The following is a 15,955-nucleotide window of genomic DNA, read 5'->3' as shown; positions in this document are numbered from 1 at the left end:
GCTACCCGATGGGCTGTGCCTGATGCAGGTCCACTGTGCCGGAGTAGCCGGGAAGAGTCACCGTGTCGTGCTGGTCGACTTTCCAGCCGAGGCCGTAGGCGTCGACGTAGCTGCGGTAGTTCTGGATGGCGGGGGAGGCGGCGAGCGCGGTGCGCAGCTTGCCGCGGTCACCGACGGCGGTGATCTTGTAGGGCGGTGAGTAGACCCGGCCCTGGAGGATCAGGGTGTTGCCGACGCAGCGCACCGCGCTGGTGGCGATCAGCCGCTGGTCCATGACCATGATCCCCTTGGCGCCACCCTGCCACAGCGCGTTGACCACGGCCTGGAGGTCCTGCTGGTGGATCACCAGGTCGTTGGGCTGAGGCTCGGGGACGCCGGGGATCTGGGCGGTGGCGTTGGGCGGGGCATCGGTGAGGGTGACGGTGACCCCGGTGCCGGTGAGCTTCTTGGTGCCCGCCGTCTTCTCCAGCTCGGCCAGCTCCCGGCGCTCGGCGCTGGTGCTGCCGTCGTCGCGGCGGGCGAGGGCGTCGACCTCGGAGCGCATCTTGGCCGTGCTGTCGTCGAGGGTGTGATTCTTCCGGCTGCGCTCCTGGATCAGGTCCGACAGCCGCAGCATCGATTCATCACTACGGATGTTGGTGCCCTGCGCCGTGTTGAAGCTGGTCCAGAAGATGAGCCCGGCCAGCGCGAAGACCGAGGCGGTCAGCAGGCGGACGGGGCGGAGGGCGGGGCGGCGGAAGCCCGGGGTGGGGGAGTCAGCGGAATTGCTCAACGTACCCTTACTCCTTACGACGCCGCGGAAGGACTACGCTAACTGACATGCGGGGGAGGGAAGTGGTCCCCGTCGCTGTCCCCCCCGGCGCCGTCCGTTCAATATCCCCGCGCGGTCACGCAGCGCATCGACAGGAGAGTTCCTCGTGCCGAAGTCACGGATCCGCAAGAAGGACGATTTCACCCCGCCTCCGGCGAAGCAGGCGGCGAGCATCAACCTGAACAGCGGCCGCCGCTGGGTGGCCCCGCTGATGCTGGCGATGTTCCTGATCGGCCTGGTGTGGATCGTCGTCTTCTACGTGACCACGGGGGACATGCCGATCGAGTCGCTCGGCAACTGGAACATCGTCGTCGGCTTCGGCTTCATCGCCGCGGGGTTCGTCGTCTCCACTCAGTGGAAGTAGATCCGTCCACGACGGGAGCAGGGCCCTCCACGGGCCCTGTGGCACGGTCGTCCGGTGCGGCGGAATCATGCGCTACGGCGGGGACATCCGATCACTGTCCACAGGGTTATCCACAGGCGGGGAAAACTCAGAAGATCTGTGGATAACCTCTGTCGCGTTGACGCCGGTGTGACCGGTGGTGGATTCCGGTTCGATCCTTCACACCTGCACTTTCCTGCGAAAATGCAGGTCAGCGGAGGCACGTACAGATGTTCTCCACAGGTTGCGCAAGATCCGCCACACGCTGTGGACAACTGACCGAGTCAGACCCGTTCGAAGCCCTCGGTGAACACGGGGCCGGATGGCCCCGCGGGGCTCAGCCGGTGAGCTCGACCGTGCGGACCCAGATCACCGCGATCATCGCCAGCAGGGCCACCGCACAGGTCCCCCACTGCACCAGCGCCCGCCGCTGACGCGGAGCGTGCACCATCCCGTACGCCACCGCCGTACCCACGACCAGCCCGCCGACATGGGCCTGCCAGGCGATCCCGGACCAGGTGAAGGTGAAGAGCAGGTTCAGCGCCAGCAGCGCGATGACCGGCCGCATGTCGTACTGGAGCCGCCGCATCAGCACGGCGGTGGCGCCCAGCAGCCCGAAGATCGCGCCGGAGGCGCCCAGTGAGGGCTGGTTCTGCGCGGCCAGCAGGTAGGACAGCGCGCTGCCGCCGAGACCGGAGAGCAGATAGAGGGTGAGGTAGCGGGCGCGGCCGAGCGCCGCCTCCAGCGGACCGCCGATCCACCACAGCGAAAGCATGTTGAAGGCGATGTGCATCACCTGCTGGTGCAGGAAGACCGAGGTCACCAGCCGATACCACTGGCCCTCGGCGACCCCGACGATCTCACCGGCACCCGGGTCATAGGCCCGGCCGACCAGATCGAGGTCATCCACGAAGCGGTCGCCCGCCCCCAGCGCCACCAGCCATATGACGAGGTTGAGGACGATCAGGATCTTGGTGAGCAGCCGTGGGTCGGAAGTGATCGCACCGCCCGCCAGGGTGCGCGGCTGGGTCGCGCGCGGCGCGGGGCCCGGCGCCGCCGGCCCCGACCCGGCGGAGGCCCTGCCGCCCACACACTCGGGGCACTGGAACCCCACGGAGGCACTGATCATGCACTCCGGACAGATCGGGCGCTCACAGCGGGTGCAGGTGATGCCGGTCTCCCGCTGCGGATGCCGGTAACAGCAGACCGCCTGGTCCTCCATGGTGTCCTCTCGCCCCCTGTCCACACGCTCGGTCACGTCCTCCGCCCCGCTTGTTCACACGGACAAGCGGGGCATGGAGTTCCCGAGCGGGGAGATCAGCCCTCGCGGGTCTCCACGACGACGGACTCGATCACGACGTCCTGGAGCGGACGGTCGGTGCGCGGGTTGGTCGCGGCGGCCGCGATGGTGTCCACGACCTTCTTGCTGGCCTCGTCGGTGACCTCACCGAAGATGCTGTGCTTGCCGGTCAGCCACGTGGTCGGGGAGACGGTGATGAAGAACTGCGAGCCGTTGGTGCCCGGACCGGCGTTGGCCATGGCCAGCAGGTACGGCTTGTTGAAGGCCAGGTCCGGGTGGAACTCGTCGCCGAACTCGTAGCCCGGGCCGCCGGTGCCGTTACCCAGCGGGTCCCCGCCCTGGATCATGAAGCCACTGATGACGCGGTGGAAGACCGTGCCGTCGTAGAGCTTCTCCTTGGCCTTCTTGCCGGTGGCCGGGTGGGTCCACTCGCGGCTGCCCTCGGCGAGCTCCACGAAGTTCTTGACCGTCTTGGGCGCGTGGTTCGGCAGCAGCCGCACCACGATGTCGCCGTTGTTCGTCTTCAGAGTGGCGTAAAGCTGCTCGGCCACGATCTACCTTCCATCGTTTTCACTTCCGTCTCCTGATCCTCGCACGGACCCGATGCCCGGGGGTATCCGTGAAGGCCATGGACGGCGCGCCGATACCTAGTGTTTCCGGAAGAATCTCCGCTATGACCCAGATGCCCGGCCTCACATGCTCCGCGTGCTGCGAACGGGCATGATCTCCACAAACAGGCATGATCTTTCTTGGGATGGAAACACGAAACTGCGCAGCTTGAGCACAGAACTCTGAACTCTGAACCCCGGAGCCATGACCAACGCCACCGAGGAGGAGGATCCCGTGACCCGCATTGACAGCGTGCGAGCCGCGACCGGCACCGCCAAGAGCGGCGTCCTGCACGCCGCGGAGGCGGTGGCGCCCTACGCCGGCACGGCCAAGGACACCGCCACCCGCTACGCGCACGAAGCGCGCGTGCGGCTGGCGCCGAAGGTCTCGCACGCCGCACACCAGGCCCGGTGCAGCGCCGGTACGCAGTACCACGCGCACATCGCGCCCAGGCTCACCCAGGCCAGGGGGAACCTGCCACCCAAGGTGGACGCCGCCGCGACCCGTGCCGCCAAGCGCACCCGCAAGGCCGCCCGCCAGGCCGCCGACTACACGACGCCCCGCGTGGAGAACGCGGTGGCCGGAGTGCGCGCGGCCGCCGGACCCGCCCGTGAGGAGGCGGTGGTCCGCACGGCCGCGGCCGTCGCCGCGCTGCGCACCCATGTGACCGCCGCCGACATCGAGAAGCTGGCCAGGAAGCGCGCCCGCCGGGCCCGTGCCGGGAGGGTGGCCAAGCGGACCACCTTCATCGGGCTGATCGGCGCGGGGCTCTTCGCCGCGTGGAAGTGGTGGGACCGGCAGGCCAACCCCGACTGGCTGGTGGAGCCCCCGGCGGCGACCGAGGTGGGCGACCGCGAGCGGCTGGCCACGGTGGACGGCAGTGACCAGGACGCCCTCGACCCGGAGGTGCAGGCCAAGCAGGCCGAGGCCGAGGCGCGCAAGGACGACGACCAGCGCTGACGACGCCGGCGCGGTGACACGAGGTTCGCCGAGGGGCGGAAGACCCGGGGTCTTCCGCCCCTCGGCCGTTCATATGCGTCCTGGGCTCCTGGGCTCCTGGGCTCAGCCCTCCGGTACCCGCTCGGCGGTGCGCCGCTGCCGCCGCTCCAGGAAGATCTCGGTGAAGACCGACACCTTGGCCCGCAGCGCCCAGGGATCGAACGGCTTCGCCATGTAGTCGACGGCACCCGCCGCGTATCCGCGCGAGGAGTGCTCCGGGTCGGCGCCCATCGCGGTCAGGAAGATGATCGGGATGTCCCGGTTCCGGGAACGCCGCTTGATGTGGGCGGCCGTCTCGTAGCCGTCCATCTCCGGCATCTGCACATCGAGCAGGATCACGGCGAAGTCGTCGTGGTCCAGCAGCGCCTTGAGGGCCTCCTGACCGGAGCTCGCGGTCACCAGCTCCTGGTCGAGGGTGGCCAGCACGGCCTCCATGGCCAGCAGGTTGTTGGGCTGGTCGTCGACCACCAGGATCTTGGGGCGGGGACCTCCGCAGGGGCGTGCCATCGGCCCCACCGGGGCGCCCGGCTCCTCGTCCGGCTGCGGGGCCGCGGCGGGTCCCTGGGCCTCCACCACGGCGAGCTGCCTCTCCAGCACCAGACAGCGGTCCTCCGCCAGCCGTCCGCGTCGGCGCACCTCGGCCAGCTCCTCGGCCAGCCGGCGCACCTCCCGCTCCAGCTTGTCCCGCTCCTTGATCAGCTCCTCACGGTCCGGTGACCCGCGCTCCAGAGCATCCGCCCGCGCGCGCTCCATGGCCCAGGCCGCCTCGGCCTGGTTCAGCCGTACCTCCAGATCGGCGATGCGGTGCTTGCGGTCGAGCAGCACCTCGCCCAGCGCGTCCTGGTGGGCGAGCGAACAGCGCGCCTCCCGGTCCGCGTCCGCCAGCTGCACCTGGAGGATCTCCATGGCGTGGGCGGGGGACCGGCTGGTGCGCACCGCGGCCCGGTGCAGATCCCGCATCAGTTCGATGGCGGCCGGGGTGACGGCGGCACCCCGTCGCGCCGCGAGATCCGTGAAGAGATCGAAGACGAACTCCCACGGCGGGATGCGCGTCCCGCTCAGGAAGCGCGAGACCGTACTGGGATCTCGGTGCCGTCGCACCGCGTATCTGCGTACCGAGACCTCCAGCCCGGCGAAGAGCCGTCTCAGCTCCACGGCGAACGCCCGGCATTCCTCGGGCAGATTGTCCCCCAGCGGACGCAGCTCACCCATCTCGTCCCCCTCTACGGCGACTCACGCCGATCAGACGATTCCCGGGCGGCTTGCCCGAGTTGTGGGCGACAGCCTGGAGGATCGCGCGGGTGTTGCGCCGGACAACGCCGGGAGTGGCAACACGGGGGCCGCGGAACACGGCCGCACAACGAACCAGCCGGGACACCGCAGTGGTGTCCCGGCTGGTGACAGGGGTGGAGCCTAGGAGAGTCGAACTCCTGACATCCGCCATGCAAAGACGGCGCTCTACCAACTGAGCTAAGGCCCCGTCGCCGATCAGGATACCCGGTGTCGGCTGCCTTTCCCGACCGGGTATCGCTCGCGCGTACCGCTCTCCGTAGGATGCCACGCAAGATTCGCGGCAGCGAAGCGAAGGGGAGACCGGGATGGACGCAACACAGCAGGACGCCACCGCGCGTGCACGGGAGCTGCAGCGCAGCTGGTACGGGGAACCGCTGGGGGCGCTCTTTCGCCGTCTCATCGATGATCTCGGTCTCAATCAGGCCCGGCTGGCCGCCGTGCTCGGTCTCTCCGCACCCATGCTGTCGCAGCTCATGAGCGGTCAGCGGGCAAAGATCGGCAACCCCGCGGTGGTCCAGCGGGTACAGGCGCTCCAGGAGCTCTCCAGCCAGGCGGCGGACGGCAGGGTCAGCGCCGCGGAGGCCGCCGAGCGCATGGAGGAGATCAAGAAGAGCGCGGGTGGCTCGGTCCTCAACTCCACCCAGACCGCGGCCAGCACGGGTGCCCCGACCGTGCGGCGTGTGGTCCGCGAGATCCAGTCGCTGCTGCGGTCCGTGGCCGCCGCGGGGGACATCATCGACGCCGCGGACTCCCTCGCCCCCACCCATCCCGAGCTGGCGGAGTTCCTCCGGGTGTACGGCGCCGGGCGGACCGCCGAGGCGGTCGCGCACTACGAGGCGCACCAGAGCTGACGGACTGATGGGCTGCTGACGAGTCGATGACGGGGCGGGCACGACGCGATGGGTGAGATCTTCGCGGGCCGGTACGAGCTGGTGGACCCGATCGGGCGCGGGGGTGTGGGAGCCGTCTGGCGGGTCTGGGACCACCGCCGCCGGCGGTACGTGGCGGCGAAGGTGCTCCAGCAACGGGACGCCCATACGCTGCTGCGGTTCGTCCGGGAACAGGCGCTGCGGATCGACCACCCGCATGTGCTGGCGCCCGCGAGCTGGGCGGCGGACGACGACAAGGTGCTCTTCACCATGGATCTGGTGGGCGGCGGCTCGTTCGCCCATCTCATCGGTGACTACGGACCGCTTCCACCGCGCTATGTCTGCACCCTGCTGGACCAGTTGCTCTCCGGGCTGGCCGCAGTGCACGCCGAGGGTGTGGTGCACCGGGACATCAAACCCGCGAACATCCTGCTGGAGGCCACCGGGACGGGACGGCCGCATGTGCGCCTGTCCGACTTCGGCATCGCACTGACCAAGGGCGAGCCGCGGCTGACCGAGGCCAACTACGTGATGGGCACGCCGGGTTACTTCGCGCCCGAGCAGATGATGGGGGAGGAGCCCGACTTCCCGGCCGATCTCTTCGCCGTCGGGCTGGTGACGCTCTATCTGCTGAGCGGGCACAAGCCGGACGCGGAGGCGCTGGTGAAGCGCTTCAGCGAGCAGGGGGTGCCGAACCCGCCCGCGGAGGTGCCGGAGCCGCTCTGGCAGGTGATCGCGGGGCTGCTGCAGCCGGATCCGGAGGACCGCTTCCGCACGGCCGTCGGGGCGCGCAAGGCGCTGGCGACCGCTGTCGAGTCGCTGCCCGAGGCGGACATCGACGACGAGGCGATCGAGGTCTTCGATCAGCTCGGCCCACTGCCCACCGGATTCGGCTCCGCGGGGCCGACCCGGCCGGGGCGCCGCCACGCCAAGTCCGACTCTCCGGACGAGACCCCGGGGGCGGCCCTGAGCACTTCGACCGCCGAGACGGAGCCGGGCCCCCGGCCCGCCGCAGACCCGGCCAGCCGGGCCAACCCGGCCGGACCAGCGGAACCGGCCGAACCCGGCGCGCCGCGGCCCTCCATGTCGGACACCGGCAGCTTCAACCTCCCGCCGCCGCAGCCACAGCCCCGGTCCCAGCAGCACACCCCCTCGCACCAGGGGGAGCAGCCCGCGACTCCGGCTCATCCCCCCGTCCAGGAGCCGCTGCCGCCGCAGCACCCGCCGACACCACACCCCCTGACGCCCCATCCGCCGGTCCAGCGGCCCTCGGTCCCCCAGTCCTCGGTGTCCCATCCCCACACCCCGCAGACTCCGCAGACTCCCTCGACCATCGCCCCGCTGCCGGGCACCCCGCTGCCGCAGCCCCCGCAGCACCCCGTACAGCCGCCGCACGGGCACCGTTCCGAGCCGCACGGCCCGCCTCATCTCCATACGCCCACCCCCGTACCGAACGCGACACCCTCCTCGGTGCCGCTCGCTCACCCTCCTACTCGTCCATACACCGCTCAGCAGCCGCGGGTTCCGCACCGGGCCGCACGGCGTCCCGGTCCGTCCCGGAAGGCGACGGTCTCGATCCTGATCGCCGCGGCCGTGTGCTTCGCCGTCGGCGCCTGGGCACTGATCGTCGCGGGCTGAGCCCGGCCGCGCCGCGAAACCGCCGCAACCGACCACGGAAACGCCGGAACCGGCCGCACAGCCACCGCAACCGCCCCGGGACGGCGGCGCCCCCGGCCCCGGGACGTCGGCGCCCCGGCCCCGGGAAGGCCGTCCGCCGCCCGTCAGAGCGCGCCACCGCCGCCCCCGGGCATGTGGTGGTGCCGCCGCTGTCCCGGGACGTACAGGTGCCCCTCAGCGGCGTACGGCGTACGGTGCCGCCGGGCCCGCTACCAGCCCGACGGTGTCCCGTAGGGCCGCTGCTGTCCCGTCGACGGCTCCCCCGCCCCAGGTGCGCCCACCCCAGGGCCCGATCCAGCCGCTCCCACCCCGGGCGCTCCCGTTCGCGGACCCCCGTCCGGCTCCCCCGCCGCCCGCCGCCGTGCGGTCACGGTCCAGGTGCCGAGCCCGGCCAGCAGCACCGTGCCCGCCCCGAGCCCGGTCCAGCCCACCAGCCGGAGCGCGGAGTTGGTTCCGTCGTCCTCCCCCGGCACGGACGTCCCGTCGTCCCCCGCGGACAGCGCGCCCTGCCGCGCCAGCTTCTTCTCGGCGGCCGTGAGGCCGAAGCCCTGCTTCAGGGCGTCTCCCTGGTACTCCGGCCCACCACGCGTGGCCCCGGCGACCCGCACCCGCAGGGTGACCGGAACCGTGCCCTTCAGCTGTGGGGCGGCCTCGGTCGGGCTGAGCGTGACCGCCAGGAAGTACCCGCCCGCCACGCTCATCGCGCGGACCGAGTAGTCGGCCTTGGCGTAGCGGTTCCCGTAGGCCACGGGGGCGGTGCTCACCTGCGTCCCCGTCGACTTCCCCGCCCCGACGCCGACGGCGCCGCGCTTGGCGAGGCCGAGCGCCGGGCTGTAGGCCCGCAGGGCGACTGCCTTGTCGAGGACCGTGGAGCTCTTGCCCTGGGCATCCGCGGGCAGTTCGGCGACGGCGGAGAGCTGTTGGCCCCAGTCGACCGGGACCCGGTAGAAGTGCGTCTCACCCGGCCGGAAACCGTCCCTCCACACCCCCGTGGAGACCGTCGGCGCGTCCGCGAGGCCGATGCCCCCTTCGCGCTCCCGCGGGGATCCGCTCGGCAGCCGCGGCGGATCGGTGCGCCAACTCCCCTCCGGCGCACCGCCCGTGGCACCGCCCTTCACCGGGGGCTCCGTCATCAGCCGCAGCTCCAGGGGCCAGCGGGCGGGGTCCTGCGCCCCCTCCTGACGCTCCACCGTGACCAGATAGCGCCCCGCCGTACGGCAGGACGCCAGCGAGCCGGCGCCGGTCTGCCGGACGACGTGGTCGGTCAGGGGATAGGCGGCACCGCTGCTCTCGAACCGGGGCGACGCGGTGTCACAGGTGCCACCGTCCGGATTCTGGAGGGTGATCCGGACACCGTCGCGGAACGAGGCCACGCCCGAGCCCGGCTGGGGAGCGGCGACCGCTGAGACGTAGGCGGCCGATTTCGCATCGAGTCCGACCGCGTAGTGCCGCTTCTCGCCCGGACCGAGGGTGTCGGTGTAGGTCCGGCCGGAATCCAGGGCCGGGGCGCCGGCGGCGTCCCCGGCGCCGTGTATCCGGGTGCCCTGGGTCTCGTACTCCCGGGGTTCGCCGCTGACGTCGGCGGGCGCCGCCAGGGCCTGCCCCTGCGTCGTCACCACCGCACACAGCGCCGCCACCGCGGCGAGGCCCGACCTGACCCTGCAGCGGTCCCTCATCGCGCGTCACTCCTCGTCGTACCGGCCGTGGCCGCGGACCCCACCCGGCTTTGCGTGTGCAAGCAATTCGTTTGCGAGAGTGAACGCGACGGCCCCCGTCAGCAGATCCCCGAGGCCCCCGCGACCTTCATCCCCGCCACGGTCGCCAGTAAAGCGGACGGGGCCCCGACCGCTCCAGCGGTCGGGGCCCCGTACCGGGACTCGTGGGGGTCACACGCCCGAACCCGCGGGCACGGAGTCGGTCGCCTCCGTCCACAGATCCTGCTCGGCGCGATCCGCCTGGATCTGGCGGTACACGAGGAGCCCGCCGATGGCGGCCAGTGCGACCAGGAGGAGCTTCTTCACCGCGCTACCTCGTCTCTTTCTTGACGTAGGGGACCTCTGGCGCCCGATGATACACACCGACCGATACCGTTCGGTGACCTATGCCCGCCATTCACACGGCAACTACCGGACATCAACTCCACGGGCGCCCATACGAGATCGGCCCGGCGGAGAAATCCTCCGTCCGGGCCGTTCGCGTCGGTGGGGCTAACAGGACTTGAACCTGTGGCCTCTTCCTTATCAGGGAAGCGCTCTAACCGTCTGAGCTATAGCCCCGCGCTGCACCGAAAGATTAGCGCACCACCAGCCCTGTCCCAAAATCGGTATCGCCGGGCCGCTACTCGTCCTCGGCGAGCGTCAGCTCCACGCCGCCCACGAACCCGGCGGACAGGTTGTAGATGAACGCGCCCAGGGTGGCCAGGGCGGTCGCCAGCACCACGTTGATCACGGCGATGATCGAGGTGAACCCCAGGACACGCGGCAGCGACAGGAACGACTCCAGGTCGAACCCGGTGCCCTTCTGGGACTCCGTCGCCTCGCTGATCGTGCCGCCCACGGCACTGAAGACGCCCATGGCGTCCATGACCATCCACAGCACCGCCGTGGCGATCACCGTGCAGATCCCCAGCGCTATGGCGAGCAGGAAGCTGACCTTCATGACCGACCACGGGTCCACCCTGGAGACCCGCAGCCGCGCCTTGCGGGTGCGCGGCACCGGCCGGGCACCCGCGCCCGTACGGGGGCGCCGGATGCCCGCGGTGGCCTGGCCCCCGGACTGGGCCGGGGCCGCGGCGGTCCCGCGGCCCGCCGTACCGCCGCCCGTCGGCGGCGCGTACGCCTGCGGCGGGTGGTACGGCTGCGCGGGCGCCGCACTGGAGGGGCGCTCGCTGGGCAGCGGGCTGCCGGAACGCTTCTCACGCGGCTCACCCGACCGCTGGGGCCGGAGCTCACGGGTGTCGGTCACCGTGCCCCGCTGGGGGTCGGCCGCCGGGCCACGGGCACCCTTCTGAGCGGAACCACCGCCCGCTGAGGACGGAGCTCCCGATCCGGACCGCCTTCCGGCGTCCGCACCGCCGCCCGTGGCACCCGTGGCTCCACTCACGACTTACTCCTCGGTCTCGTCAGCCGGGGGCTCGGTGCCCTCGGCCACCTCGGGCGCGGCCCCCTCGGCTGCCTCGATCCCGGCCGCGGAGATTTCCTCCTCGACCTCTTCAGCCTCACGACCGGCCTCGGCGTTCCGGGCGATACCCACGACGGCATCGCGCTTGCCCAGGTTGATCAGTTGGACGCCCATGGTGTCACGGCCCGTTTCCCTGACCTCGTTGACCCGCGTACGGATCACACCGCCGCCGAGCGTGATGGCCAGGATCTCGTCGGTCTCCTCGACCACCAGCGCACCGACCAGGGATCCACGGTCCTCCACGATCTTGGCGGCCTTGATTCCGAGGCCGCCGCGACCCTGGACGCGGTATTCGTCGACATTCGACCGCTTCGCGTATCCACCGTCGGTGGCGGTGAACACGAACGTACCCGGCCGCACGACATTCATCGAGAGGAGTTCATCGCCCTCGCGGAAGCTCATGCCCTTCACACCGGAGGTCGCCCGGCCCATCGGCCGCAGCGCTTCGTCCGTGGCCGTGAACCGGATGGACTGGGCCTTCTTGCTGATGAGCAGCAGATCGTCCTCGGCGGAGACCAACTCCGCGCCGATCAGCTCGTCCTCGCGGCCGTCCTCCATCTCCCGGAGGTTGATGGCGATCACACCGCCGGAGCGGGGCGAGTCGTAATCCTTTAGCGGAGTTTTCTTCACCAAACCCGACTTCGTGGCGAGCACCAGGTACGGCACCGCCTCGTAGTTCCGGATCGCCAGGATCCGCGCGATCTGCTCGTCCGGCTGGAACGCCAGCAGGTTGGCGACGTGCTGGCCGCGCGCCTCCCGGCCCGCGTCCGGCAGCTCATACGCCTTGGCCCGGTAGACCCGGCCCTTGTTGGTGAAGAACAGCAGCCAGTGGTGGGTGGTCGAGACGAAGAAGTGGTCGACGATGTCGTCCTGCTTCAGCTTCGTACCGCGCACCCCCTTGCCGCCGCGCTTCTGGGAGCGGTAGTCCTCGGTCTTGGTGCGCTTCACATAGCCGCCACGCGTGATGGTGACGACGATGTCCTCTTCGGCGATCAGGTCCTCGATGGACATGTCGCCGTCGAAGGGGACCAGCTTGGAGCGCCGGTCGTCGCCGAACTTCTCGACGATCGCGGTGAGCTCCTCGCTGATGATCTGCCGCTGCCGCTCGGGCGAGGCCAGGATCGCGTTGTACTCGTTGATCTTCGCCTGGAGTTCGTCGTGCTCCTGGATGATCTTCTGGCGCTCCAGGGCGGCCAGCCGCCGCAGCTGCATCTCCAGGATCGCGTTCGCCTGGATCTCGTCGATCTCCAGCAGGCCCATCAGGCCCTCGCGCGCGATCTCGACCGTGTCGCTGCGCCGGATCAGCGCGATGACCTCGTCGATGGCGTCCAGCGCCTTGAGCAGACCGCGCAGGATGTGCGCCCGCTCCTCGGCCTTGCGCAGCCGGAAGCGCGTCCGGCGGACGATGACCTCGATCTGGTGGGTGACCCAGTTGCGGATGAACGCGTCGAGCGAGAGCGTGCGCGGCACCCCGTCGACCAGCGCCAGCATGTTGGCGCCGAAGTTGGTCTGCAGATCGGTGTGCTTGTAGAGGTTGTTGAGGACCACCTTGGCGACCGCGTCCCGCTTGAGCACGATGACCAGTCGCTGGCCGGTGCGCGAGGAGGTCTCGTCACGGACGTCGGCGATGCCGCCGATCCTGGCGTCCTTCACCAGGTCGGCGATCTTCTGCGCCAGGTTGTCCGGGTTGACCTGGTACGGCAGCTCGGTGACGACCAGGCACTGACGGCCCTGGATCTCCTCGACCTCGACGACCGCGCGCATGGTGATCGAGCCGCGGCCGGTGCGGTACGCCTCCTCGATGCCCTTGCGGCCGACGACCAGCGCCCCGGTGGGGAAGTCCGGGCCCTTGATCCGGTCGATCAGGGCGTCGAGCAGCTCCTCCGAGGTGGCCTCCGGGTTCGCCAGGAACCACTGGGCACCCTCGGCCACCTCGCGCAGGTTGTGCGGCGGGATGTTGGTGGCCATACCGACCGCGATCCCTGCCGAGCCGTTGACCAGCAGATTGGGGATGCGGGCCGGCAGGACCGTGGGCTCCTGGTTACGGCCGTCGTAGTTGTCCTGGAAGTCGACGGTGTCCTCGTCGATGTCCCGGAGCATCTCCATGGCCAGCGGGGCCATCTTGCACTCGGTGTACCGCATGGCCGCCGCCGGGTCGTTGCCCGGGGAGCCGAAGTTGCCGTTGGAGTCCACCAGCGGCATGCGCATCGACCACGACTGGGCCAGTCGCACCAGGGCGTCGTAGATGGACGAGTCGCCGTGCGGGTGGTACGTGCCCATGACATCGCCCACGACACGGGCACACTTGTAGAAGCCCTTCTCGGGGCGGTACCCGCCGTCGTACATCGCGTAGAGCACGCGCCGGTGCACCGGCTTGAGGCCGTCCCGGACGTCGGGCAGCGCACGGCTCACGATCACGCTCATCGCGTAGTCGAGGTAGGAGCGCTGCATCTCCGTCTCGAGGCCCACCGGCTCCACACGGAGTCCGGCGCCCTCGGCGGGGTCTTCAGGCGTGTTCGGGGTGTTCTCGTCGGCCATTGCTGGTCAAGTCCTTCTGTCGTCTGCGGCTGGGGGCCGACTCAGATGTCGAGGAAGCGGACATCCTTGGCGTTGCGCTGGATGAACGAGCGCCGTGCCTCGACGTCCTCGCCCATGAGAACCGAGAACAGGTCGTCGGCCTGCGCCGCGTCGTCCAGGGTGACCTGGCCGAGCACACGGTGGTCGATGTCCATGGTGGTCACGCGCAGCTCTTCGGCGTTCATCTCGCCCAGACCCTTGAAGCGCTGGACCGAGTCGTCCTTGATGCGCTTGCCCTGCTCGCGGCCGGCCTGGATGAGGACGTCCCGCTCGCGGTCGGAGTACGCGTACTGGACCTCGTCCCGGCCCCACTTGATCTTGTAGAGCGGCGGACGGGACAGGAAGACGTGCCCGGCCTCGACCAGCGGCCGCATGAAGCGGAAGAGGAAGGTCAGCAGCAGGGTGTTGATGTGCTGGCCGTCGACGTCGGCGTCCGCCATCAAGATGATCTTGTGATAGCGGAGCCTGCTGATGTCGAAGTCCTCGTGCACACCGGTGCCGAACGCCGAGATCAGCGCCTGCACCTCGTTGTTGTGCAGGATCTTGTCGACACGGGCCTTCTCGACGTTGAGGATCTTGCCTCGGATCGGGAGGATCGCCTGGTACTGCGGGTCACGGCCGGACTTGGCCGAGCCGCCGGCGGAGTCACCCTCGACGATGAAGATCTCGCACTTCTCGGGGTCGTTGGACTGGCAGTCGCTGAGCTTGCCCGGCAGCGACGCCGTCTCCAGCAGCCCCTTGCGGCGGGTCAGGTCACGCGCCTTGCGGGCCGCGACCCGGGCGGTCGCCGCCTGGATCCCCTTGCGGACGATGTCGGTCGCCTCGTTGGGGTTGCGGTCCAGCCAGTCCGCGAGGTGCTCGTTGACGATCTTCTGGACGAAGGTCTTGGCCTCCGTGTTGCCCAGCTTGGTCTTCGTCTGACCCTCGAACTGCGGCTCGCCCAGCTTGATCGAGATGATCGCGGTCAGACCCTCGCGGATGTCCTCACCGGTGAGGTTGTCGTCCTTCTCGCGGAGCAGCTTCTTGTCGCGCGCGTACTTGTTGATCAGGTACGTCAGCGCGGCCCGGAAGCCCTCCTCGTGGGTGCCGCCCTCATGGGTGTGGATGGTGTTGGCGAAGCTGTAGACACCCTCGGTGTACTGGGTGTTCCACTGCATCGCGATCTCGACCGAGAGCATCCGCTCCTTGTCCTCGGCCTCGATGTCGACGACCGAGGGGTGGACGAGCTCGCCCTTGCGGGAGTTCAGGTACTTCACGAAGTCGACGATGCCGCCCTCGTAGTAGTACCTGACCGCGAGCGGCTTGCCCTCCTCGTCCACATGGGCTTCGCGCTCGTCGGTCAGCGAGATGGTCAGCCCCTTGTTGAGGAACGCCATCTCCTGGAAGCGACGCGCGAGCGTCTCGAACGAGTAGTCGGTCGTCTCGAAGATCTCGCCGTCGGCCCAGAAGGTGACCGTCGTACCCGTCTCGTCCGTGGCCTCGTTGCGCGCGAGGGGAGCCGTCGGAACGCCGGTCTTGTACTCCTGCGTCCAGCGGTAGCCGTCCGTCTTGACCTCGACCGCGACCTTGGTCGACAGCGCGTTGACCACGGAGACGCCGACGCCGTGCAGACCACCGGAGACGGCATAGCCGCCGCCGCCGAACTTGCCGCCCGCGTGCAGCACGGTCAGCACGACCTCCACGGCGGGCTTGTTCTCGGACGGGACGATGCCCACCGGGATACCGCGGCCGTTGTCGACGACGCGAACGCCGCCGTCGGGCAGGATCGTGACGTCGATGGTGTCCGCGTGACCGGCCATGGCCTCATCGACGGAGTTGTCGACGACTTCCTGGACGAGGTGGTGCAGACCGCGTTCGCCGGTGGATCCGATGTACATACCGGGTCGCTTGCGGACCGCGTCCAGACCTTCCAGGACGGTGATCGCACTGGCGTCGTACGACGGCGGGGCCAGGCCCTCGCCGTCATCGGACGAAATGTTTTCGATGGGGTTGCCGGAATCGGCCACGAAGCGCCCTTTCTGGCACAGCACAAGCCGTCTCCGGGGCAGGCGGGAGCGGCTGCGTCGTTCAACATGTGTCCGCGTGCGCTTCGACGCGCAAGCGACGGTGTACCCGCTCAGTCTACCGGTAGCGCCGACAAGAATGGGGGCTTGCTGGCGCCTGAGTCCGCATGTGCCGCCCTGAACCGGTCGCCACCGACTCCCCATATCTGGGGAAGGGCTCCAAGAGGCTCACGCCGCCACTCAGCGCTTCAGGCT

13 protein-coding genes and 2 tRNA genes are annotated in these 15,955 nt (G+C 69.8%); 4 read left to right on the top strand and 11 right to left on the bottom strand.

What is annotated here, in order from left to right; genetic code table 11:
• Position 1: 1 nt before the first annotated feature.
• Positions 2–772: a DUF881 domain-containing protein gene (locus AC07FT_RS14100; RefSeq protein ID WP_479176454.1), complete on the bottom strand. Its 771-nt coding sequence runs from the start codon at positions 770–772 to the stop codon at positions 2–4.
• Between the two features lie 145 nt (positions 773–917).
• On the opposite strand from AC07FT_RS14100, the gene crgA reads away from it, so the two are divergent.
• Entirely contained in the window at positions 918–1,175 is a 258-nt protein-coding gene (gene crgA / locus AC07FT_RS14095) for a cell division protein CrgA (RefSeq protein ID WP_254752064.1), read from the top strand.
• Positions 1,176–1,530: 355 nt separating this feature from the next.
• On the opposite strand, the gene AC07FT_RS14090 is transcribed toward crgA, so the two are convergent.
• Both AC07FT_RS14090 and AC07FT_RS14085 read right to left on the bottom strand, forming a co-directional pair.
• Positions 1,531–2,415 (bottom strand): rhomboid family intramembrane serine protease, encoded by an 885-nt coding sequence (locus AC07FT_RS14090; RefSeq protein WP_479176622.1) that lies wholly within the window; start codon positions 2,413–2,415, stop codon positions 1,531–1,533.
• A gap of 95 nt (positions 2,416–2,510) precedes the next feature.
• Positions 2,511–3,044: a peptidylprolyl isomerase gene (locus AC07FT_RS14085; protein WP_471192072.1), complete on the bottom strand. Its 534-nt coding sequence runs from the start codon at positions 3,042–3,044 to the stop codon at positions 2,511–2,513.
• Between the two features lie 292 nt (positions 3,045–3,336).
• Between AC07FT_RS14085 and AC07FT_RS14080 the strand changes: the two genes are divergently transcribed.
• Positions 3,337–4,062 (top strand): DUF5324 family protein, encoded by a 726-nt coding sequence (locus AC07FT_RS14080; protein WP_479176453.1) that lies wholly within the window; start codon positions 3,337–3,339, stop codon positions 4,060–4,062.
• A gap of 102 nt (positions 4,063–4,164) precedes the next feature.
• Here the strand turns inward: AC07FT_RS14080 and AC07FT_RS14075 are convergent, their stop codons facing one another.
• Positions 4,165–5,313, bottom strand: a complete 1,149-nt coding sequence (locus tag AC07FT_RS14075; RefSeq protein ID WP_479176452.1) for a response regulator — start codon at positions 5,311–5,313, stop codon at positions 4,165–4,167.
• A gap of 195 nt (positions 5,314–5,508) precedes the next feature.
• A tRNA-Ala gene (locus AC07FT_RS14070) sits at positions 5,509–5,581 on the bottom strand.
• Positions 5,582–5,699: 118 nt separating this feature from the next.
• Between AC07FT_RS14070 and AC07FT_RS14065 the strand changes: the two genes are divergently transcribed.
• Both AC07FT_RS14065 and AC07FT_RS14060 read left to right on the top strand, forming a co-directional pair.
• The gene (locus AC07FT_RS14065; protein ID WP_176181801.1) at positions 5,700–6,245 is read left to right on the top strand and encodes a helix-turn-helix domain-containing protein; all 546 of its coding nucleotides are present in this window, start codon (positions 5,700–5,702) and stop codon (positions 6,243–6,245) included.
• 48 nt (positions 6,246–6,293) lie between these two features.
• Positions 6,294–7,901 (top strand): serine/threonine-protein kinase, encoded by a 1,608-nt coding sequence (locus tag AC07FT_RS14060; RefSeq protein WP_479176451.1) that lies wholly within the window; start codon positions 6,294–6,296, stop codon positions 7,899–7,901.
• Positions 7,902–8,149: 248 nt separating this feature from the next.
• Here AC07FT_RS14060 and AC07FT_RS14055 read toward each other — a convergent pair whose 3' ends face one another.
• From AC07FT_RS14055 to gyrB, 6 genes are all read right to left on the bottom strand, one after another.
• Positions 8,150–9,616 carry a hypothetical protein gene (locus tag AC07FT_RS14055; protein WP_479176450.1) on the bottom strand — a complete coding sequence of 489 codons (1,467 nt, stop codon included), beginning with the start codon at positions 9,614–9,616 and terminating at the stop codon, positions 8,150–8,152.
• Positions 9,617–9,826: 210 nt separating this feature from the next.
• Complete coding sequence (locus AC07FT_RS14050) at positions 9,827–9,961, bottom strand: DLW-39 family protein (RefSeq protein ID WP_003958712.1); 135 nt, start codon at positions 9,959–9,961, stop codon at positions 9,827–9,829.
• Between the two features lie 181 nt (positions 9,962–10,142).
• Positions 10,143–10,216, bottom strand: a tRNA-Ile gene (locus AC07FT_RS14045).
• Positions 10,217–10,277: 61 nt separating this feature from the next.
• Positions 10,278–11,042: a DUF3566 domain-containing protein gene (locus tag AC07FT_RS14040; RefSeq protein ID WP_479176449.1), complete on the bottom strand. Its 765-nt coding sequence runs from the start codon at positions 11,040–11,042 to the stop codon at positions 10,278–10,280.
• A 3-nt stretch (positions 11,043–11,045) separates the two neighbouring features.
• Positions 11,046–13,658: a DNA gyrase subunit A gene (gyrA, locus tag AC07FT_RS14035; protein WP_471192055.1), complete on the bottom strand. Its 2,613-nt coding sequence runs from the start codon at positions 13,656–13,658 to the stop codon at positions 11,046–11,048.
• Between the two features lie 41 nt (positions 13,659–13,699).
• Positions 13,700–15,727 carry a DNA topoisomerase (ATP-hydrolyzing) subunit B gene (gyrB, locus tag AC07FT_RS14030; protein ID WP_479176448.1) on the bottom strand — a complete coding sequence of 676 codons (2,028 nt, stop codon included), beginning with the start codon at positions 15,725–15,727 and terminating at the stop codon, positions 13,700–13,702.
• Positions 15,728–15,955: the final 228 nt, after the last annotated feature.

Source organism: Streptomyces sp. NPDC045899, assembly GCF_056431485.1.
Note: the sequence above shows the minus strand (reverse complement) of the source record. Positions and strands in the feature narration are given on the sequence as shown.

Bases quoted from the DNA above. Each gene is read 5' to 3' on its own strand.
- AC07FT_RS14055 (WP_479176450.1), bottom strand. From the start codon at position 9,616: ATGAGGGACCGCTGCAGGGTCAGGTCGGGCCTCGCCGCGGTGGCGGCG.
- AC07FT_RS14060 (WP_479176451.1), top strand. From the start codon at position 6,294: ATGGGTGAGATCTTCGCGGGCCGGTACGAGCTGGTGGACCCGATCGGG.
- AC07FT_RS14075 (WP_479176452.1), bottom strand. From the start codon at position 5,313: ATGGGTGAGCTGCGTCCGCTGGGGGACAATCTGCCCGAGGAATGCCGG.
- AC07FT_RS14065 (WP_176181801.1), top strand. From the start codon at position 5,700: ATGGACGCAACACAGCAGGACGCCACCGCGCGTGCACGGGAGCTGCAG.
- AC07FT_RS14090 (WP_479176622.1), bottom strand. From the start codon at position 2,415: ATGGAGGACCAGGCGGTCTGCTGTTACCGGCATCCGCAGCGGGAGACC.
- gyrA (WP_471192055.1), bottom strand. From the start codon at position 13,658: ATGGCCGACGAGAACACCCCGAACACGCCTGAAGACCCCGCCGAGGGC.